At 60.0% G+C, this 19,231-nt stretch carries 21 protein-coding genes and 1 tRNA gene; 6 read left to right on the plus strand and 16 right to left on the minus strand.

From position 1 onward, the window contains the following. The first annotated feature begins 88 nt into the window (after positions 1–88). Positions 89–162 (plus strand) — tRNA-Gln (locus tag B6S01_RS05025). Between the two features lie 209 nt (positions 163–371). Here the strand turns inward: B6S01_RS05025 and B6S01_RS20975 are convergent. Beyond that, complete coding sequence (locus B6S01_RS20975; RefSeq protein WP_234810786.1) at positions 372–545, minus strand: hypothetical protein; 174 nt, start codon at positions 543–545, stop codon at positions 372–374. Between the two features lie 138 nt (positions 546–683). On the opposite strand from B6S01_RS20975, the gene B6S01_RS05030 reads away from it, so the two are divergent. Then, on the plus strand, positions 684–2,816 hold the full coding sequence (locus B6S01_RS05030) for a KAP family NTPase (protein ID WP_037462194.1): 2,133 nt from the start codon (positions 684–686) through the stop codon (positions 2,814–2,816). Positions 2,817–2,962: 146 nt separating this feature from the next. On the opposite strand, the gene B6S01_RS05035 is transcribed toward B6S01_RS05030, so the two are convergent. Next, positions 2,963–3,835: an 8-oxoguanine DNA glycosylase OGG fold protein gene (locus B6S01_RS05035; RefSeq protein WP_037461414.1), complete on the minus strand. Its 873-nt coding sequence runs from the start codon at positions 3,833–3,835 to the stop codon at positions 2,963–2,965. 219 nt (positions 3,836–4,054) lie between these two features. On the opposite strand from B6S01_RS05035, the gene B6S01_RS05040 reads away from it, so the two are divergent. Then, complete coding sequence (locus B6S01_RS05040; protein ID WP_156103300.1) at positions 4,055–4,729, plus strand: hypothetical protein; 675 nt, start codon at positions 4,055–4,057, stop codon at positions 4,727–4,729. Here the strand turns inward: B6S01_RS05040 and B6S01_RS05045 are convergent. The 5 genes from B6S01_RS05045 to B6S01_RS05065 form a co-directional block, all read right to left on the minus strand. Then, positions 4,726–5,805, minus strand: a complete 1,080-nt coding sequence (locus tag B6S01_RS05045; RefSeq protein ID WP_037461405.1) for a beta family protein — start codon at positions 5,803–5,805, stop codon at positions 4,726–4,728. The two genes, B6S01_RS05040 and B6S01_RS05045, sit on opposite strands and share 4 nt — an antisense overlap. Positions 5,806–5,811: 6 nt before the next feature. Further along, entirely contained in the window at positions 5,812–6,318 is a 507-nt protein-coding gene (locus B6S01_RS05050; RefSeq protein WP_037461403.1) for an ImmA/IrrE family metallo-endopeptidase, read from the minus strand. Beyond that, positions 6,315–6,542, minus strand: a complete 228-nt coding sequence (locus tag B6S01_RS20980; protein WP_156103299.1) for a hypothetical protein — start codon at positions 6,540–6,542, stop codon at positions 6,315–6,317. Before B6S01_RS20980 ends, B6S01_RS05050 begins: the two co-directional genes overlap by 4 nt. Before the next feature lie 60 nt (positions 6,543–6,602). Continuing rightward, positions 6,603–7,756, minus strand: a protein-coding gene (locus tag B6S01_RS05060) for an IS3 family transposase (RefSeq protein WP_094182604.1) whose coding sequence is annotated in 2 segments (ribosomal slippage) — positions 6,603–7,498 and positions 7,498–7,756 — 1,155 coding nt in all. Because the reading frame shifts where the segments join, the coding sequence is not laid out codon by codon here. Positions 7,757–7,816: 60 nt separating this feature from the next. Beyond that, positions 7,817–8,122 (minus strand): hypothetical protein, encoded by a 306-nt coding sequence (locus tag B6S01_RS05065; RefSeq protein WP_037465989.1) that lies wholly within the window; start codon positions 8,120–8,122, stop codon positions 7,817–7,819. Between the two features lie 186 nt (positions 8,123–8,308). On the opposite strand from B6S01_RS05065, the gene B6S01_RS05070 reads away from it, so the two are divergent. The 3 genes from B6S01_RS05070 (at position 8,309) to B6S01_RS05080 (ending at position 12,426) form a co-directional block, all read left to right on the plus strand. Beyond that, positions 8,309–9,043 (plus strand): hypothetical protein, encoded by a 735-nt coding sequence (locus B6S01_RS05070; RefSeq protein ID WP_037465985.1) that lies wholly within the window; start codon positions 8,309–8,311, stop codon positions 9,041–9,043. Between the two features lies 1 nt (position 9,044). Beyond that, entirely contained in the window at positions 9,045–12,095 is a 3,051-nt protein-coding gene (locus B6S01_RS05075) for a hypothetical protein (RefSeq protein WP_037465982.1), read from the plus strand. Positions 12,096–12,204: 109 nt separating this feature from the next. Further along, positions 12,205–12,426 (plus strand): hypothetical protein, encoded by a 222-nt coding sequence (locus B6S01_RS05080; protein WP_037465979.1) that lies wholly within the window; start codon positions 12,205–12,207, stop codon positions 12,424–12,426. 182 nt (positions 12,427–12,608) lie between these two features. On the opposite strand, the gene B6S01_RS05085 is transcribed toward B6S01_RS05080, so the two are convergent. From B6S01_RS05085 to B6S01_RS05130, 9 genes are all read right to left on the minus strand, one after another. Next, complete coding sequence (locus B6S01_RS05085; protein WP_037465974.1) at positions 12,609–13,313, minus strand: hypothetical protein; 705 nt, start codon at positions 13,311–13,313, stop codon at positions 12,609–12,611. 805 nt (positions 13,314–14,118) lie between these two features. Next, positions 14,119–14,898, minus strand: a complete 780-nt coding sequence (locus B6S01_RS05095; RefSeq protein ID WP_156103362.1) for a hypothetical protein — start codon at positions 14,896–14,898, stop codon at positions 14,119–14,121. Between the two features lie 37 nt (positions 14,899–14,935). Further along, positions 14,936–15,295 (minus strand): hypothetical protein, encoded by a 360-nt coding sequence (locus tag B6S01_RS05100; RefSeq protein ID WP_174525935.1) that lies wholly within the window; start codon positions 15,293–15,295, stop codon positions 14,936–14,938. 10 nt (positions 15,296–15,305) lie between these two features. Further along, positions 15,306–16,643, minus strand: coding sequence for an AAA family ATPase (locus tag B6S01_RS05105; protein ID WP_081570291.1), 1,338 nt, complete (start codon positions 16,641–16,643; stop codon positions 15,306–15,308). Further along, on the minus strand, positions 16,633–17,196 hold the full coding sequence (locus B6S01_RS05110) for a hypothetical protein (RefSeq protein ID WP_037465966.1): 564 nt from the start codon (positions 17,194–17,196) through the stop codon (positions 16,633–16,635). Before B6S01_RS05110 ends, B6S01_RS05105 begins: the two co-directional genes overlap by 11 nt. Beyond that, positions 17,189–17,371, minus strand: coding sequence for a hypothetical protein (locus B6S01_RS05115; protein WP_231568003.1), 183 nt, complete (start codon positions 17,369–17,371; stop codon positions 17,189–17,191). The genes B6S01_RS05110 and B6S01_RS05115 overlap by 8 nt, the downstream gene beginning before the upstream one ends. Positions 17,372–17,566: 195 nt before the next feature. After that, positions 17,567–18,232: a hypothetical protein gene (locus tag B6S01_RS05120; RefSeq protein WP_156103361.1), complete on the minus strand. Its 666-nt coding sequence runs from the start codon at positions 18,230–18,232 to the stop codon at positions 17,567–17,569. 7 nt (positions 18,233–18,239) lie between these two features. After that, on the minus strand, positions 18,240–18,590 hold the full coding sequence (locus B6S01_RS05125; protein ID WP_037465958.1) for a hypothetical protein: 351 nt from the start codon (positions 18,588–18,590) through the stop codon (positions 18,240–18,242). After that, positions 18,587–19,222 carry a hypothetical protein gene (locus B6S01_RS05130; RefSeq protein ID WP_037465955.1) on the minus strand — a complete coding sequence of 212 codons (636 nt, stop codon included), beginning with the start codon at positions 19,220–19,222 and terminating at the stop codon, positions 18,587–18,589. Before B6S01_RS05130 ends, B6S01_RS05125 begins: the two co-directional genes overlap by 4 nt. Positions 19,223–19,231: the final 9 nt, after the last annotated feature.

Consider the following 19,231-nt stretch of genomic DNA (forward strand, 5'->3'; position numbering starts at 1 on the left):
TTTCAATGAATGGACATCGCAAGACCCTTGACCAATCCCGGCGAGCGGCCTATCTGCGGCCTCCCGAGCGGGGCATGCCCCGCTTCGATGCCCGATCGTCTAAAGGTAAGACTACGGACTCTGACTCCGTCAATTGAGGTTCGAATCCTCATCGGGCATCCAAATCTTCTTCAATAAAATCAGCAGCTTACGCGAGCAAAGATGTCGGAACTGCCGCAGTTTCATGTTGCATGTGATTTCCGCCGATTTCCGCCATTTTCCTAGGATTTCTGAGCGTTCCCGGCGGCTCCATGCAACATGGATGCAACATGAGAATGAGCTCGAAACCGCCCTCTTCACGACGTTCGACGGTCGGCTGCTGCTCTCAGCAGTCATTCATTGTCCCACTCGTTTGGTAAGCTGAGCAGGCTGTCCCAAGGGTTGGGGGCCGGTCTGGTTGCCACATCCTCGCCAATTATGATCTCGATGGTGCGCGCATTCAGGTCCATCACAATACGGACGTTTGAAATGCCGGCTGCCTTAACAGCCTTCAGCGCGCGGTCCATGTCGGCTTGGGTAATTCGTGCGGGATGAGTCACCGGCGAGCGTCGATCATTGTTGGGATTGGCTTCTCATGGCTAGCAGATATGCATGCTTCCTGCGGTGAGCCCGCAGATAGGACGCGAGGGAAGGATTGTATCATCATGCACCACGGCGATGTCGGCTTTCAAGATCGACCAATCGAGCGTCAGAATGATGACGCCTTGGATAGGGGCGCACTCGTTGAAAGCTTGATCCGCTCACTCGTCCGCGATGAAGTTGATCCCAATGGCCGCGTAACGGCTAGGCGAGCGCGCGGCTACGTGGTCGGCCTTACCGGTAGCTGGGGACTTGGCAAATCCAGCATTCTGAACCTTCTGAAGCTCAAACTCAGCTCTATGGATCGCGTTATCGTCTGCCTCTTCAATCCATGGCTCTTCAACGGTCGGGACGAACTGCTCCGCGGCTTCTTCAGCGAGCTCCGTGACGCAATGGGTAGGAGCAGCACCGAGAGCGCTCGAGGCATGGTTGCAGCGCTCGACCAGTACTGGGGCGCAATCGACCTCGCTGCGCATGCCAGCGCAGCATTCATCGATCTGCATGGCGGTGGTGGCGCCGCGACAACCGGATGGACCAAATGGAAGGACAGACTGCGGGCGGCAATCAAAAAGCCTGCGGACCGCTCACCCCAGCAGGAGAGGCGGTCTCTTGAGAAGAAGCTCAAGGAGAGTAACTCAGCGATCGTAGTGTTAGTTGATGAGCTCGACCGGGTCGAAGACGAAGAAGTTCGTGCCGTTGCTCAGCTGATCAAAGCGATCGGGGATATCAAGGGAGTGTCATACCTCGTCGCGTACGATCCAAAGAGAGTCACAGAGGCTCTTGGGCGCGGCGACCACAAGCGCGGAGAAGCCTACTTGGAGAAAATCGTTCAGTATCCAATTCCTTTGCGGCCGCTGTTTGCGAACGATGTCCAGCTGTTGGTCGATTCTGCCCTCCGGAGCCACGGGTTACAGTTGAGTAAGGCTGAGGAAAAGCACGAGCAGGATATCCTGGCGATGCTAATCAAGCTTATAGAGACCCCGCGAGACGTGAAGCGGCTCATCGGCGCCTATGCCATTTTAGAAGCCGCTGTTCGAGGCGAAGTATGCCCTTTCGATGTTTTGGGTTACTCGTGGATTGCCACCAAAGCGCCAGGCCTCCGGGCGAGGATAGCTGCGGACATTAACGCCGTCGTCGACGATCCAAGTGAAGCTGAAATGGTAGACCGGGTCGTGAGACGAATGAACAAAGAGGCTTCGCAAACGGTATCTGAGGTACTCGGGCCCGAAGCGACAAGCTTAGAGCCATTGCTGAGACTTCTGTTTCCTCGATTTTCAGAGTCACATGCGGAGCAGCCAAACAGAATTGGGCATCGAAGGAACCTTGTCCGCCTGCTTTACCTCGGAAATCCACCAGACATGTTACCTCGCACCGAGGTTGAACGAGTCTGGAACCTCACTGATCCCGCATCACTCGAGCGGGCCTTAACTGAGCTATTAAAGGAAGGGCGCCTTCGAGCCTTCCTCGATCGAGCCGACGACCTTTATCGCTCACTTGACCCAACGCGAGACAGCCTGTTTTGGCCGACGCTAGCATCTTTACTCCGCCGGCCTTCGGATTGGGCAACTGGAGCAGACGAGCGGCGCGCTATCGCGGAGGACGCAACCAGCAGTGTTATACAGTTAGCTATGCGGGATGATTCGCAGGGGCACAGAGTGGAAACCATCATGGAAGCTCTGATGGATTCGGGAGACCTGGTTTTAGGGCCAGCAATCCTGCGGAAGCAGATGTTTGCTCACGGCCTCACCAAACATTCCAGGGGCGAACGGTACAAGGCTGCTTTAGGCCGGAAAGAGACTGAATCTTTCATTTCTCGCGAAATACCGCGCTATAGGGATGCGGTGATGGAAGGCACGGCTCTTCGGCGGCTACCAAATTCAGAGGCGATATTTGCGATCTCAAACCTTGATCTCTGGGATGATGAGCTCAAAGCCAATTTCTTAGCTCAGCTGGATGGCGCCGAAGCATTGTCGACCTTTGCCTCATTGATGGTGCCCCCAGGCTATACTGTAGACGTATCGACCCTGAACGAACTGGCTGACGCGGAGGTGATATCCCGCCGCATCGCGAACATAGCGCCGGATGACTGGCCCAAAGATCCATATCTGCTGTCGTGCCTCCGCCGTCTCGAGGCTGCTGCAAAAGGCAGCGAGCTGATGTTTGAAGGCCTCGACCGAACTGAGGACCGAAAGGAGTGATGGCCGTTAAGCATTCTCGCGAGCGCCGAGTTGGGCACAGAGTCGAAGTTCTATCAATGCCCGTGCTGCCATCCACACACAGGTGCCTCAAATGCGGTCCACCACCGCTTTAAGTTCGCGGATCCGCTGGGTAGGACCCGCGATTTTCAGCCCGCCACCGCCGGTTCGACTGACTCGGTCCGGCAGCGACAGGAAGGCTGGCTCCGCTCCTTTGACACATGGCTGCCGTCTCCTTCGCTGTCCTCAATGACCTTTCGCAGCCGACCGTCGTAAGGTGCTTGTCGATGCTGAACGACATAGTTGCGCCATTTCCCCTTGCCGTGCCCTTGGTCAAACAGGGCGAGTTCGATCTCTTCGCCGTCTTCCGCATTCGACCGCGTGACGAGATCCTCGATCACAGCGTTGAAGGCGCGGTAGTTATCTGCGCTGTTCTGGTCGCTAACGGTGTAGCCCTCGACCAGCCGCCCGCTTCGGTTCCAACTCTTGTGGACGTCCGTCAGCACTACGTCCTGCCCGCACAGCAGGTTAACCGAGCATGCCGTCCACTGGTCCATGATGTAGCCAGGTTGGTTGTCCCGACAGAGGAAGAAGATCAGCTTGGTGAAGTAGGCTGGACCCATGCCTGGTAGCCCCTTGCGTGCACCAACGGGCGCCCTGCGAAGGCTGCTGAACTCGGCATAGGCGGCGGTCGCATCTAGGTCTCCGTTCCACATACGATCGATCAAGGTGAGCCATTGGCTCGACCGATCGTTGAGCAGCAGCCCGGCATTGCGGGTGCGCATTCCTCCCCAAGACAAGACGAGCATCGCGCGCGCCAAGGGGGAGGTCTCCGCCTCCAGCGCAGATCGCAGGCAGCCACGGCACATCGCCTCTGACCAGCGCTCCAGTCCTCCGCCAATAGCCGTCGCTGCCCAAGCCGATGGGACAGCGCCCACCCAACCTTTTGCCTCATGCACCTTGCGCTTTGCGAGGAGTGAGAGGAAATGATTTAGGCGCTCCTCGTCATACTGGATTGTCATCGTGGATGTAGGCCCTTCGATGTTGGGCGGATGGGCATAGCCGAGGAAGCCTAAGAGATTGTTCCCTCACCCGATTGCCGTGGTGGCAACGCGCCAGGGTGGCCATGGCTTCGGTCTGTTCGCAGTGGCGCTGGACAATCACGTCAGCAACCGTCACTTTCTCAGCTCGAGTTGACACACATTCCAATGGTCGCCATTGGCCCGCGCAAGAGGGTGTGCATGGACGAGATCGACATCAAGGTGGAAGCGCTATCGTGGGTGCGCCGTGCCTGCCGGGGTCGCCCCCTCCCCGTTGTCACCAGCGAGTTTTCGCTAAACGGCACGGGCATCCGGGCCGACTTGGCGATCCTTGGCGAAACGTTCTGCGGGATTGAAATTAAGAGTGCCGCAGATACGCTAAAGCGCCTACCCAGCCAAATGGAAGGGTACGCACGGTACTTCGATCAGACGATGCTGATCATTGCTCCTAAGCATGAGAGGGGCCTGAGCAAACTCGACCTCAAGCAGACAGAGGTATGGGTGCAGGAAGCGCGCGGCACTCATCGTCAGATACGCTCTGGAGCGATGACTAGAGCACCAGGCCACACCTTACTCGGACTGCTGACCATTCAGGAAGAGCGCCGTGCCTATCGTGCTGCGCAGGGGCGGAAGGAGACGAGTGCCGAATATGACCCCTATCGCAGCGAGTTTGAAGCCGCATTCCGGTGCCGCTACCAAGGCACAAGCGAAGCGTTTTGGAATGCAGTCAAAGGGCGGATCATACGCAGAGAAGATCTCAGGCTGCTGAGCCGCTTCTACCCCGAGCGGCAACGCGCACAAGAAGCCTCAGCGGCCGAGGGTAAAAAGTGGCTTCAATGGACGCAGCAAATGAACGCTCTCGCTCCAGCACTTTAGCCCGCCCAATCGTCTTCAGTATCGTAAAGGCCGATCGGGTCGTTGAAGAAAGTTTGTCGCTGCAAATGTAGGTTGATGCGCACAGCAGTGGAGCGTGCTGGCGTTTTAATGGCCGCACTATCGCCGCTCGCAGTCCGCTCTATCATTTGAGTTCCCCAAACGCGGAGCAGCGTGTCAAAAATTGGGGGGTTGAGCTTCAGCAGCGCTTGGGCCTGCTCCTGATAACCAGCAAAACCTTCTTCTTCGCTCCGGAAAAAGCGCCATTCGCCCGGCTGCGGGTAGTCGATGCGCGGCGCAGGGATGCCACCACCTCCCCGCTGCCGCTCTGCCCTAGCACTTCCCCGATCACTGTAGATCATTCGATCTCGGCCGACTTGCGCTATCAGCAGATCGAATATCGTTCTCTCAAAGATCTCTTGTCTGGTGATCGTGGTAAATGTGTCCGGGAACGATGATGCGGATACGGAAATGCAAGCGTGAGGGCACGCGCTCTTGATAGCATTGACATGTTCAACGAGAAAAACAGCGCGCTGAAGCGGCTCTTTTGAAGAGATGCCCTCATCAAGGACGAAGCAGGTATCGACCCCGCCTTCTGTTCGAGCCGATATGCTTGCTGCCAGTGCGGGGAGCGCCAAATAGCCTTGCTTGGGGACTATTACGACCAGGCCGCGCCCTAATTCATAGAAGCACTCTACCTGCTCCCCGATTTCAGCCGCATCATCGATTTGAACGGCAGGAATGAAGTGACCGTTATCCACGGATTTGATGAAATCGCACCAATTGGAGTAGCCATTGGCTGGAAGTCGCAGGGCCGCGAGTTCACCGTGCACCGGGCGCGCCTTTGATGTTGGCTCTTCTGCTCCTACCGCCAGGATAGTTGGCCGATCCCCGTAAGCCTCATTCAACCGATCCAGAGCATTCTGAAGCTGGTAAGAGGTTGTCCAAGGCCGCAACGGCACGATCGGAAGCAACCGATCCTTCGTCTTGTTCGGCAGTTCTTGGAGCGCCCGCATCTCAGCCGGTCGCATGGAGAGAAACGGAAGATATGGCACCTCCGCAAACCGCCTAAGCGCCATCTTCTACTAACCCCCTATCTTAATCTTCATCGCAGCAGGTGAGACTTGAAAGCTTTCAGCCAGTTGCGCGTTGAGGTCCTGCACCCCTACCCTCTGCGCAACTTGCGCTGCGTTCGCTACTAATGCTGACGGCATAACAATATCTGATGCCAGCCGGTTTGCCTCGGCTTCAACGGCGCTCGATTGGTTCGAGCGGTATAGGGCATCGTCAGAGATGCCAGTCCCAATCAGATCCCCGTGGAGAAGATAATGCGCGATTTCGTGTGCAACCGTGAACCGTTGCCTCCCGATGCTGTCATGGCGATTTACTCGGATGACAAAGCCCCCGGCCCCATCCGGCCTGATCTCGCCAGACTTTCCCGGAGGCAGAGTAGCCGCTTTGACCGCCAACCCGAGTGCGCGAGCAATGCCTTGGAGGTCGACAGGCGCGCTCCGCTGAAAGCCTTCAATCAACGCCCGAACACTCGGGCTAAGCTGACGCCACTGCGGGCTTTCTGGAATGACCTGTATCATTGAATCTCAGGGCCTTCCTTACGTTCATCTTCCTCCGCCGCATCTCGATCGAGCTGTTCGAGTTCGTCATCCTCGCGTCCGGCCGCGTCGAGCGCGGCTGCGGCGTCGAATTTCTCATCTCGCAAACTGCCAAGGGCCACGACGCCAATCTGCTCTATAATGCGCTCCCGAAGGTATTCAGGAGTGATAACCCTCGTGGCAATCGTTTGAGCCCGCCGCGTCAAATCCCTATCGAGATGCAGATTTAAGTATGCTTCATGACCTGCCCCCCGCTGGTCCCGCGGTCATAACGAGAGTCCACCGGTTTGATATTCGTGCTGTCCCACCGGCACAAGCGCGCCGGGTGGGACGCTTCCATTTTGCAGGAACGCCCGGCGCGCTTGTGCCGGTGTTCGGTTCCCCAGGGATGAGTGCGGTCTGACGTTGTTATAGTCATAGCGCCAGACAGCCAGCTTGCGGCGGGCGTCGGCAAGGCTGTCGAACAGTTCCTCATTCAAGAGCTCGTCGCGCAGCGACCCATTGAACGATTCAATGAACGCATTCTGCTGCGGCTTGCCGGGATCGATGTAGTGCCACTCGACCCGGTTCTCGCTCGCCCATTTCAGGATCGCCCGGCTGGTGAACTCGGTCCCGTTGTCGCTGACGATGCAAGTCGGTTTGCCATATAGCCGCACCAGCGTGTCCAGCTCGCGCGCCACCCGCACGCCGGAGATGCTGGTGTCACCTACGAGGCAGAGGTTTTCGCGACAGAAGTCATCGTTGATCGCCAAGATGCGCAGCCGGCGGGAGGCGCCGAACGTATCGGCCACGAAGTCCATCGACCAGCGGGCGTTCGGCCGCAGCGGGACCGGCATCGGCGTTCGACTGCCGCGAGCCCGCTTGCGCCCGCGCCGGCGGCGGACCGACAGACCCTCCTCCCGGTACAGCCGGTAGAGCTTCTTGTGGTTCATGATGTGCCCCTTGCGTTCGAGCATCACGCCGACGCGCCGGTAACCGAACCGGCGACGCGCAGCGGCGATCTCGCGCATCTCCTCGCGGATCTCGGCGTGGTCGGGCGGACGTTCTCGCCGGACCGTCTTGGGATCGACGCCAACCAGCCCGCAAGCCCGGCGCTGCGAGACCTCGTAGTCCCGCATCACGCCGAGCGCTGCGTCCCGTCGCTGGCCTGGCGTCGTCAGACTTTTCCCAACAGGTCCTTCAGGATCGCGTTGTCCAGCACGCTCTCGGCGAGCAACCGCTTGAGCTTCGCGTTCTCGTCCTCCAGCTGGCGCAGCCGCCGTGCATCGGACACCTCCAGGCCGCCGTACTTGGCCTTCAGCTTGTAGAATGTCGCCGGGCTCAGCCCATGCTTGCGGCAAACCTCCGCCGTGGGGAGCCCGGCCTCCTGCTCCTTGATCATGCCGATGATCTGCTCCTCGGTGAAACGGCTCTTCCTCATTCGTCTGCTCCTTCGTTGGGGCAGACTCTACATCAAATCGAGGGAGCCAGCGGGGGCAGGTCATTCAACAGTAGCTTCAACAGCCTCCTCCGTCTTCTTTTCCGCGACAGATGCAGCGACTGCAGCTGACCGCTTCATGAATTCACGGTAGCCGTAGAGCGCCGCAAAGGCGCAGGCCAAAGCAAACACCGCAAGCAGCACAGTTACTGCCGTGAGCGCAATCGCGGCTAGATCCCCGTAGGATACGCCAAGAGGCACGACGTGGAGCTCTCTGCCGCCAATCATCCAAACCATGAAGCCACCTATTATGGCTCCCAAGAAGGCAAAGAGTGTGCGGTAGAGAGGAGGTTCGTTGTCCCAGTTCACGTGCCTCTCCTATCCTACATTTACGTCGAAAGACAATATGATGGGAATAGAGAAGCAGAGCCCGAAACTCGAAATGTAGATCGTAATAATGCAACTCGGGACGCCTCTTTTCCCGTTTCCGTTTTCCCAGCATTTTGGCCATTGTTCTTGCTTTCCGTCCCCACATAGCGCATCCATCATCCCGTCATGGCGCCGCATTTTTGCGGAGCGATTGCCATGTTCAAGCCGACGATCACCGGCCCTTCACAGTCTCAGTTCCGCGAACTTGAGCGCCGGATTCGCGTAAAAGCGGAAGCCGCCCTGTTGCAGGCTAGTCATCGCGCAGGCCGGATCGCGACGTCGAGGATCCGCCAAGCTATGTCAGGCGCTGGCCTCGGCCGGCTGGGCAACGCCGTCGACGCCACGTCCGACCTCGACAAAGGCGGACGGCTTCACCGCTCGCCCGGCAACGTCTCCGCCTCCAGCGCCGTTCACTTGAAGAGCCGCAGCCCGCGAACGGTTGGCGCGATCGAAGCGTACACCGAAGGGGCAACCATCCGGCCGCGAAACGGCGGATGGCTTTGGATCCCCTCCGCCGAACTTCAGCGGCGGGTAAAGGGCGGGCGCAGGGTCACACCTGGCAACTGGAAATCATCCGGGCTGGAGCAGCGCATAGGCCCGCTCGTAAAGATCCCGGGCAAGCACGCAGGGGAAGTACTCCTGATCGTGCCTGCTGTGACGGTCAGGCAGGAAGGTCGCCCCTCCCCTCGCCGCCTGCCGAAGCGAGGCGGTGTCCGCACCGGGCGCGTGCTCCGCGAAAACTTCATCGCTTTCACCGGCATTCGCTCGACGACGCGCCAGGCGCGTGTCGATCCTCACCAAATCATTGATGGCGTGAGGGCTGAACTGCCCGCGCTCATCGCAGCAGAACTGGAGAAATAATATGGCTGGAGAAGCCGTCTTTCCTGCGTTTATCCGGGCTACCTATCAGGAAACCTCTGACGGGGTGCCCGCCTTCGAGCGCGCTATGCAAACATCCGTCAACCAGGCTCGCAAACAAGCCGAGGTGTCATTCCGTGAACTCGAGAATGTCCTAAACGGTGCAATGCGTGGCGGCAAAGCCGATCTTGGCCTTGGTGACATGCGCGCTGCAGCTGCTGCGGCCGACCTTCGCGCCCAGTCCGCGCGGAAACTGGCAGCCGCCATGGCAGCAGCCTCGGCCGCTGAGGCCGACTACAGCATGGCGACGCAGGTCTCGATCGCCGCAGCCCGGAAACTGGCAGACGAGGAAGAGAATGGCGCCCGTGCCGCTCATCTCAATGTCGCCGCGCTGGAGCGGATGGCTCAGGCGGCGCAACGCAATAACATCGCCTTCGATGCACTGGCAGCGGGCAACATCGGCGCTACTCGGTCGGTCAGTGCCCATCGCAACGCTCAGATGATGCTGGGCCAGCAGCTGCAGGACACAGCCATCCAGATGCAATTGGGCATCAACCCGCTCATGATCCTTACGCAGCAGGGCAGCCAGGCGGCATTCTCGCTTTCTCAGATGGGCGGCAAGGCTGCCGTTGTCGGCCGCTTCCTCTCTAGCCCTTGGGTGGCTGCATTGGCGATTGCCGGGACGGCCCTATCAACACTCATGACGGAAGCCGATGATGCTGCAAGCTCGCTGGAGAAGATCAAATTCTCCAGTGATGCTGTGGGCGATGCGCAAGGCATCATGGGCACCGCCATGGACATCGCTACCGGAAAGATCAGCACGCAGCGGAAGGAACTGATCGCGCTAGCCATAGCCCAAACAAAAGTCGCTGCCATTCAAGCCCAGGCACGCGCCACCACATTGCGAGGCGAGGTGCAAGCGTTGCAGGAGCCTGGAGACTTCAAGTTCTCTGGCGGGATCGGCGGTGGCTTGAAGGTCACCTACCGCGATGCCGGGGCGCGCGGCGTGATTTCCCAGCAGGTGCTCTCGGGCCAACTTGACAGCAAAACAGCCATTCAACGTCTGGATAACCTACGCAAGGCTGGCGACCTGACAGACGAAGCATTTGCCTCAGCTGCTAAATCCATCGCCAGTTTGGGCGTGGAGTTGGCGAATGTGAAAACTTTCGAGGCGGCCGAACGCCTGATCAACGGAGCAGGATCAGTTAGAGATCGCGGCCTCTTGCTGAAGCCCGCGAAGCCGACGAAAGCCAGAGCGTCCAACGACAACGGCGAAAAGCGGCTCTATGAGGACCTGCTGGGCGCGCGGATGGGAGCCCAAGGCAACGTCGGCAAGCTGGCGGCTGAGATGATGGAGCGCCAGCTGAAATGGGGTGAGGATCAGGTCACCGTTGGCGATCAGATGATCCAGCAGGCGAAAGACCTCGAGGCGCTAGAAGATGCCCGCGCGCAAGGTGCGCAGGAGATGTTGGACCTCTATCTACGCCAGCTCGACGCTCTGCAGCAGATGGGCGGCTTGGCAGGTGACGCCGCTGCAATGGTGAGCGGGATCGTCAACGGCGGTAATTTCGCCGGTGTGAATGGCAAGCTCGGCAGCATGCTGCGCGCCGTCTCACCCATGGTGGGTGAACAGGGCTGGAAGGATGTCACCTCCAAACTGGACGAGATTTTCGGCGGCGATGGCGAATTCAAGAAGGACATGACGAAGCTGCTTCAAGGCGCTGGCGTGGGTCAGATGGGTGCGGGCCTTATCCTCGGCGCTGCCAACAACCAGCTGGGAAGCTCCATTGGCGGCGCGATCGGCAACAAGATCGGCGAGAAGGTGCTGGGCAAGGGCCTCGAAAGCATTGCCAAGGGCTTGGGTGACTTTGCTGGTCCGCTTGGGTCGATCGTCGGTGGTCTTCTCGGCGGCGCGCTTGGCGGCCTGTTCAAGACGCCCAAATGGGGCACGGCGGTGGTTACCGGCCAGAGCAAGGAAGACATCAGCGTCGGCGGTAACAAGTCGGCGTACCGGAGCAATGCGAACCTTGCGGGCACGTCGATCCAGAGCGGGCTGGGCGCGATCGCTGAACAGCTGGGCGCGGACATCGGCGACTATGCGGTCAGCATCGGCCAGTACAAGGGCAAATGGCGCGTCTCCACCACCGGCTATAACGGGAAACTGAACTTCAAGGGCGACACCAGCGAGTCCGGCAAGGGGCTGAAGGATTTCGGCAAGAACGGCGCGGAAGACGCCATCAAATATGCCATCGCCGATGCCGTGAAGGATGGCGCGCTTCTCGGCCTGCGCGCCTCGACCCAGAAGCTGCTTCAGAACAGCGACGACATCGAATCCCAGCTGCAAAAGGCTCTGGATTTCGAAGGCGTCTTCACGCGGCTGAAGGAATATCGCGACCCTGTTGGCGCGGCCCTGGACACGCTGGATAAGGAATTTGAGCGCCTGAAGAAGATCTTCGGCGAAGCGGGCGCGTCGGCGGAGGAATATGCCCAGTTGGAAGAACTGTACGGCATCGAGCGCGCCGAGGCAGTCAAGGAAGCTGGGGAGCGGATCACCGCATCGCTGAAGTCCCTGTTCGAAGAACTGACCGTGGGCAACGACGCGCGGTCCTTGCGGGAGCGGCTGGTGGAAGCGCAGGCAGCGTACAATCCGCTGGCCCAGCGCGTCGCGGCGGGGGACACGTCCGCCTACGATGATTATTCGGACGCCGCCCGCACGCTGCTGGACCTCCAGCGCCAGATCTACGGGTCGAGCGAGGATTATTTCAACCTGCTCGACCAGGTCACGGCGCTGACCAAGACGCGGATCGATTCTGAAACCAATGTCGCGTCAATTGCCGCTGCGCGCGACAGCATCTTTTCGGAAAGCCAGGCGTCGGTCACCCCGATTGTGTCAGCCACAGAGCAACAGACAGCCGTCTTGGCGAAGGCGCTGAGCGAAGGGTTCAACGGCTGGGGTATCAAACTCGATGTGCTGAACCAGAACCTCGTCCGGGCATTCCAGAGCAGCCCGACGGCCGGGAATACGGCCCTTGCCCGAGCGCGGGCAAACTTCTGATGCCATTCACCGGTGCTGCACTGTTGCTCCTGCCTTCAGCGACCGGCAGCGGCGGGCCTCGGAACATACTGCCCACGATGGACGATTCTTGCCCGGATAGGAGGACGACATGTACAACGATCGACAAGATGGAGCCCCGCACCTGAACAAGGTTGAAGCGCGCGCGGGCTCGCGATCCAAACTCAATCGCAACGTTTTGGTAGTGAGCCTGCTGCTCGTGATTTTGGGCTTCATCGCAGTTGTCGGATTTGGCTTCTTCGATACCGACAGGACAGGCGCCGATCAGGTGAACACGGAGAATGCAGCGGTGGGGACAGATGGCCGGATGTGAAGAACGACTAAAAGGGAGCCCGGCGCGCGTTGTCATGGCGCCAGCGCCGGGCCCTAGGTTCGATGGGCAGAAGGATGAACACCCCATCAGTCGTTATCGGCTCCCGCGCGGACACCGCTCCGCGCGAGAACCAGTTACGCTACGCCGCAGCCGCCGAAAGCTCGCAGCCTAGCGAAAGTTGATCAGTATCGGCGCATGTCAACGGTCGTGGGCCGTCTAACTGATTGCGCAAGCCGGAGCTTTGTATCTTCAAGCCCAGGCACCTGATTGAGGGTCAGCAAAGCAGGCTCGACAGGAATCTCTCCCTTTAATGCGAAGGTACGAGGAAGTTCGTGACCTTCGGACAAGAGAGTGCCGCTCAATCTCCAGATCTGATCGACCTTGCCAGACGAAACGAGTCGGCGAAGGGCCGCCGACGCCGCATAAAGTGCTTCCAGCTCTTCAAGTAGACCCTGTGCCCTACCCGCAAGATCATCAATCACCGGCTCGAGGGCTTCTTCAATTTCCTTCTTCAGGTCGTCCCAAGGCCCACGCAGCGGAATATATCCATCGTTGATCTGCCGAACCAGCACCTTTGTGCCTGCTAGAATCTGTTCCTTTTCTCGCTCGAGCTCATCGGTGGCAGGAGGCAGAGCACCATCGCTCAACAAAGCGTGGGCTACAGCCTCCCCGTCGGGCTCACGCTGCTCACGGATCAGCGTGCGCAGTTCGTCGAGCCTGGCATTCGCGCGATTGAGAGCAGCCTCTTTGGATGCGATCCCCAGTTTTAGACTGTCCCGCCGATCGATGTGCTTGCCAAAATCGATGGCCTCCAGCGCTTCTCGCGCTTGATCCACCGGGCTCGGCATGGTCGCCTCTCCAAACGAAGCTTTTTCGAAGATGCCCATTACTTCCCCCCTTCATGATCAAGATGCGCCACGAGGGCATCCCGCTTTGCATTTACTCGGTCCCAAACCGCATCAGCAGCCGCTCGGGCATTGCCTCCCGCCTGCGCCTGTCTGGGTCCACCTTCGGCATTTGCAGCGCGATAGGCACGATCCCACACACCATCGACCTTCGCTCGCGCGTCAGTCGTAGAAGTCCTAAACGAGCCGTGGCCCTGCGGCGGTTTTGGTGCTCCAAGGCCATAGGCTTTCGACCAGGCTGCATCCGCCGCCGCCCTTGATCGGTGCTGCTGGTCAGTCAGTTGTTCCGGGAGGCGGGCGAAGATCGCATCATCGTCCAACCCCTGGGTTACAAGGTCCATCACGGCTAAATTCCGATGGCGTGCGGTCGGATGAGCCAAAAGGCGAAGCGCCCTGTTGTTGGCCGCCCGAAAACTGGAGCGATATGCGTCAGTCGGTGCACTGCCGAGAGCGGCTATCTCCGCCGGGACTGGCATTGGCTTTGGCGGCGGTGCGGGGCTGGCTGCTGCTGGCGCTGGCTGCGCTTTGACCGGTTGCGCGATGGGGGCGCAATCGGCCACGGTTGGTGCAAGCGCTCTCGTAGCTTGAGGCAGAGTAGCCACCTGCCCCTTGGCGGGAGCAGCTCCGCCATGCAGAGCCAGCCACGCCTCCTCAAAACCTGCCCCATACCGCTTGGCCTCGGCAGCATCACCGCAGACTGACAGCCGGTGGGCCATCAACCGGGAAGATCGTCCTGTTCCTACACCGCTTCTGGCTGCGACGGCGGCCAGCGGATTCTGACCAGTCATCATGCTACTCCTCCGTGCGACAATGCGCGATCGGCATCAACCCTAGCCCATGCTCTGCCAGCCTTGTCCGCGGCGCTCTCCCGCTCCCCGCCCCGGCTGGCAGCACGGGCCTTCGCCCACACCTGGACACTTGACGGCTTTGAAGCGGACCGGTCAGCGTCAACGCCCTCCCACACCCGGTCGAGGCGATCGACTGCAGCCTGATGACGCTGGGATAGCGAAAGCTGTTCGTTCGCTGCCCGGGCTTTGGCCCAGACTGAAGCCGACGCCTGCCGCTCAGCTCCATTGCGCTGGACGTTCAGGCCCGGCTGTCCCTGCCGTTCGCTCATCGCGCGGTCCCACTTCGCCGCAGCCGCAGCCTGCCGTGCGGCCTGATCGGGATGGGTCACGGACGTCGGAGCAGTCGACTGGCGCCCGTCGCGACCGGCGTGGGATCCGGCTCGTGGCGTGACTGCCAACGTCGCAATTATCTCCTCCGCGCTCATGCTGCTGAGCATCAGCTTATCGCCAACTGCCTCCCTACCGACATACTCATCCGAACCCATGATGGTGACGATGCGGGTCCGCTCAGAAGCTATCGAGGCGGGGTTGGGCTTGGCCGCCGCTGGAGCGCAGGCTGCCGGGCGGTTGGCCTTCGGCTGGGTTGCCACAGGCGCGACCGGTGCTTCTGTCGCCGCCCGCGTGCCGCCGGTGGGCTGCATCAGCGAGGCGAAGCGCGATGTGGTTGGTAGAGCGGCCAGTTGCTTCGCGCGCCTGTCCTCGAAAATCTGATCGGTCATATTCATTGGGATCTCCAAAGTGGTTGTGGCGCCACAGTCAGTTCGGCTTCGAGCCCCGCGTGGTACGATCGGGCCGTTTGGTGATTTTGTCGGCGGGTGTTGGTTCACCCGGGGCAATGCTTGTGGCACCGGGCAGCCCCATCATCTGCCCTCGCAGATGAGCCTCCAGCGCCATGCGCCGCGCCAGACGATTGCTCATGGCGAGGCCAATGACCGCCGCGCCATCGGGCTCAGCAGCGGCTGGCAAGCGGGCCAAGATGATGCCGGTCATATCGACGAGCGCCGTGGCCGCGATTTCGATCGCCTGGTCGCCACCAGCGTCGATATCGACAACCTCGCCGACGGCTGCGCGCAGCTTTGTCATAAGGCGATCGTGATTGAGTTGGGTTTGAGTCATGGCAGTTCCCTCAGGCTGGTCGATGGCTGGGCTCGTCCCAGCTTGGATTGGTGTCGGGAGCATCCGGGTGGTCCTGATCTAAAAGGGAGGGCGCGGAGGCCTCGAGGGCCGCGCCCATTCCCCCCTTTAGGGGGGAGTGTGTGTGCGGGGTCGTCCGGGAGCCGTGCGGGAATGGTTCGGGGAACGTTCGGGAACCCGTCCGGGACACGTCCGGGGACCCGTCCGGGGTGATGCGGGAAGACCGCCGAATTGCTTTTACCGACCGCCCCTTGCCTCGATTTTCATGGTCATAAATTTCGATCTCACCAACAGCCAGCAGCCGCTCCATCGCTTTGCGCAGGCGATCTCTGCCGATGCCCTTGGCTGCTGGCATGGCTTCAAACTGGGAGGGCGCATAATTCGGGGAAACATTGGGAGAAACTACCAGACCATCCCTTGCGCGGGCGTCCAGGCACGCCATGAATATACCATTATCATTGGACGCTGCCGCTGTGGTGGCAAGTTCGGCTCGCTTGTCGTCGGATAGATCCTCATCGAGAACAAGCGAGAATTCGTGCCAGCGGAACCGCAGTTCAGCTCCCTGTCGGGCGTAATTGGCCTTGCCAAGTGTCAGCAGGCGTTCGTCCGGGTCGATGCTATCTTCGGGCCGTTGCAGCACGATTTGGGAACGCACGGCATTCAGCCATGCAGTGGATCCGGAATAACTGTCGCCCGCCTTATTGGAATGGGCGATGAGCAGGATGGTCGCGTCCAGTTCCCGGCACAGCGAGTAAAGCAGATTGACGAATGCCGTGACCTGCCCGCGATCGTTCTCGTTACCGGCGAAGAAATGCGCTGCATTGTCGAGCACGACCAGCCGCGCGTTGGTGGAGATGATAGTGGCCCGAAGCGATGCGAACGATGGCGACGGTTTGAGCTTTCCTTCCATATCGAAGCTCGCCAACTCATTCCCGAGCTGACCGCGAAGGCTGGACAGATGGAGCCGCCCAACCAAATCCGCCATTTTCAAACCCAAGGTGTTGCAGATATGCTGGGCCATCCAATGTAACCGGTCGTCGTCATCTTCGCATGTCAGGTAAAGGGAGGATACTGGCTCGACGTCGATCCCGAGCATGGGGACAGCGGCCGCGCAACATGTTGCCAGCTGTTGGCCGAACGTCGATTTGTTGGCGCCGCCCGCACCGGTGATCAGCGTCATCTCGCGGTCAGGCACAAAGCCTTTCATCACGAACCGCTTGGCCTCTGCCTGGCGTAGGCTCCATTGGTTGAGATCGGCCAAGGGGAAGAGCTTCGGCCCACCTCCCGATGGCTCAACGCTTTGCAAGCGGCTGGCGCGATCAAGCGACATGGCGACGGCGCTCCCGGTTGACTATGTTCGGCACCGGCTGCGGTCGGCTGAACTCGAGGCGGATCAACCGCGCAGTTACGCGATCGGTGACGATCGTCTCGCAGAGCTTGAGCTGCTCTACGACTTCACGATTATCATAATCGAGAATCACCACACCCTCTCCCCCGGCTCTGAGCCAGTCGAGCGGAGTTGCCCAGACTTCCACTGTGCCTGCATCCCATCGTGGCGCGGCGATATCGTCCGCGTTCAGCAGCACGGCGTTGCCTGTGCGACGTAGCCAGCGGTCCGGCCATCGCGGGTCAAACGCGACCATATCGATGATGTCGCCGCCTTCATGTACAGGGAGGATCAGGTGCGGCTCGCCGTCGTCGTTCGGCTGATACATGAGGTTGGAAAGCCGCTCGACTTTGGCCAGCCCGATCGGCGCATAGGCGCCAAGGCTGGCAATGGTCTCCTTTGCGATACCCCAAGCCATCAGCCGGTCGAGATGCTTGCCCGCGCTCGCTGCGGCGTGCATCATCTCCTCGCCTAGATCGATCTGGCGATCACGCATCAGCCAAGCCCGTCCTATCGCGGATGCGCCATCCATGGTTGATGCGGAGGCCAGTCGCCCACCTGCGAGCCTTGCGGTAATCCTTGAATTCCGCGTCCAGGTTTTCGCCCGATACGGGTGGAAGAACCCGCACGTCGAAGCCGGCACCGAACGGCTCAAGGACGATTTCGATCATACGATCTGAATTCGAATGGCTCATTGTGCTCTTCCCAGTGCTTGAAGCGATAGGATGGACTCTCAGATTTGGCCGTCCAGTCGCCACGCGGCCAATCTCGGCCAAGACGAGCAAGCTATTGATAAATATAGAAAGATCGTCGTTTTTGGGCCGTTTTGCGCTTGGCGGCGGCCAAACCATTGCAATCGGCAGAAATCAGCCATTTTGGGCGATCTTCGCTTCAGCCCACGCTGCTCTGAAGGCCTCCCTGGCCACGTCATCGAAGCGTGGATCGGCCGCGAACTGAGCATATGCAGACGCGCTGTTTCGTCCACGACCACTTGTCAGCCAATCAGCGCACCATCGGACAACATCAGCCTGGCTCACTGGTGAACGATCGGTGTTTTGGCTGCAGTGAAACTGTTCCAGGAGACGGTCATAGTCAGACTTTGCGATTGACACTCCAGATGCCCGTTTGCACATCCGTAGGCCACGCTCTGGCGTTCCCCAGGTCATCACGATGGCGAACGATGAAGCTGCCCAGTCAGCAGTGATGCTGGTTCGTTCAGGATGAGGGTTTCGCCCCTGCAACTTGCTTTCGGTTTTCTCGCCTTCGTGACTCCAGTCGTACCGCCAGAAGGCGAGAGGCACGGGCTCGTCGGCAAGGATCGCAGCTGGATTGGGGCCGAGAAAGATGTGCTCCAGGTACAGCGTTGCGGCAGTAGCCAAGATCGCGCCCGATATGAATTCCCGGAGCACGTAAAGCCGCGCACCCGTCTCACCTAAGTACTGCGACAGCGATTGAACAACTGCGGCGACTGGAACCCGCCGCCGCCCGCGGATAGCGACCACGCCCTCCAAACCACAGGGCGCGACCGCCAAGCGAGGCTTAGCCATTTGCTCCTCCCCCCTCGGCAAAAAGATGATGAGCTATCGCGGCGACGGCACCGGGATTGCCCGCAAGAAGCCGCTGGAGCATCTTCCGCGCCCCCATCAGCTCACCATGGTTCTGAATTCGCAGATGGGGCTGGTAGGCGTCGTCCGCGGCCAGTTGCTCCCAAGTGTCTGCGCGGAAGTAGAGCGCTTGGCCAAGCGATACCCCTCCTGCCGTCAGTTCGACGTTGCCAATGCAGGCGCGCCATTCCCTCACCCACGCGTCGACAAGCAGGGCGAGCTGGCCCCCGAATTCTGGCAGAGGGAATTTACCGGGCACGATGACGCCTTCGATCTTGCCGTTCATGGGCGCTCTCCGATTGCTTGCATCGCGCGGCCGAGTTCATCCTGCTGCAGGTTGATCAGCACCATGGCTCGTTCGAAGTCCGGCTTCTGCCCAGGCGGGCGCTGCCTTGTTGGATCAATTAACTCGGCCACAGTTTCAGCGAGGCGCTCGGCATGGAGAACGTGGGCGGCCGCTTGATCAATGGCAACCAGGTGCCGAGGGTCGTCGGCAGCCGCTTCCATATTTTCGCCCCCCAGCCGCTCGCCATCTTCCACGAGGATTTCCATCGGTGCGCGCGGCATGTCTTTGTCCAAGTCCAACTCGAACTCGCGAATGAGTTGAAGTTTGATCTTCAGCGCCTCGACGTCAGGAGCCGGAGTAAGAACGACCAGCCGAGCCGCCGATTGGACGGGTTCGGAAAAGCAGGTCCAGTACCGGTCCTCCGCATGCCGGAATTCCCGGTTGGCATCCTGCGCGGCTCGCCCCGATATGGTTTCGATGGACGAGCCAGCTTCATTCTCAAGGGCCGCAAGTGTCGCGGTACGCACCTCGTCGGCCTGCGCTAAGTCACCAAACGCGGCATCAGCATCGCGCAGGATACGTTTGATGGAAAAGGCGGCATACCGCTGAGCCCACTCCGCAGCGATGGGCATTGCTGATCC

Origin of the sequence: Sphingobium herbicidovorans (assembly GCF_002080435.1) — a bacterium.
GTDB classification, from domain to species: Bacteria; Pseudomonadota; Alphaproteobacteria; order Sphingomonadales; family Sphingomonadaceae; genus Sphingobium; species Sphingobium herbicidovorans.